Below are 761 nucleotides of genomic sequence, written 5' to 3'. Positions count from 1 at the left end.
TGCTAGAAATCCTGATGCGTCGAATCCGCCGCCTGTTAGTTTTCCTAAACCAGCTGTGAACCAAGCATAGCCAAGGTATAAACGAATAATAGTTAAAATAGCTGCTGAGATTTTATTTTTTCTTAAAAAGTTGTTAAACATTTGTCATTCCGCCTTTCAATATTTGGTTGTTCTTTATACTCATACTATATTGGAAATCTGCAGTTAATAATATGGGTATAGTGTTAAGTTCACAGTTTGTTTGAAATGTTATGGCGGAAGTTTGAACAACAAATGTGGGTATCAGGATCATACAGATCGAATGTCTTCTATTGTTGGTATTGCAGAAATTGCTCCTACCTTAGTACATACCAAGGCACCTACTTTATTACTAAAATAAATAATTTCTTTAAGTTTTTCAAAGTCTTCAATCTCAGGTTTACCATTTGCGAATTGGTATAAGGTAGCCCCAACGAATGCGTCGCCAGCACCAGTGGAGTCAATCGATTTTATTTTTACACTTGAAACAATTTCGCTATTTTGCCCATTTGACAGATAAGTTCCCTCACTTCCTAATGTAACAGCAACTATTTTTGCTCCTAGTTCATGAAGATAATCCGTTCCTTCATCCAGGTTATTGATTCCAGTAATGAGTTTTAGCTCCTCGTCACTCACTTTTACAAAATCAGCTAAGGCGATTCCCACCTTTGCCAAGTCGATAAATTCAGGAATTCTGTTTTTCCATAGATCTTTTCGATAATTAGGATCAAATGAAATAAATT

The 761-nt window shown here is 35.5% G+C and carries 1 protein-coding gene and 1 pseudogene; both read right to left on the bottom strand.

Translation table 11 applies throughout. From position 1 onward, the window contains the following. Positions 1-141: pseudogene (locus CHI06_RS30315) on the bottom strand (Crp/Fnr family transcriptional regulator); the annotation flags it as partial. Between the two features lie 147 nt (positions 142-288). Beyond that, positions 289-761, bottom strand: a 473-nt coding sequence (locus CHI06_RS00575; protein WP_257009119.1) for a PfkB family carbohydrate kinase, incomplete at its 5' end; no start/stop codon positions are given.

The organism is Bacillus sp. 7884-1 (assembly GCF_002272245.1).
Classification (GTDB): Bacteria; Bacillota; Bacilli; order Bacillales; family Cytobacillaceae; genus Neobacillus.
Note: the sequence above shows the minus strand (reverse complement) of the source record. Positions and strands in the feature narration are given on the sequence as shown.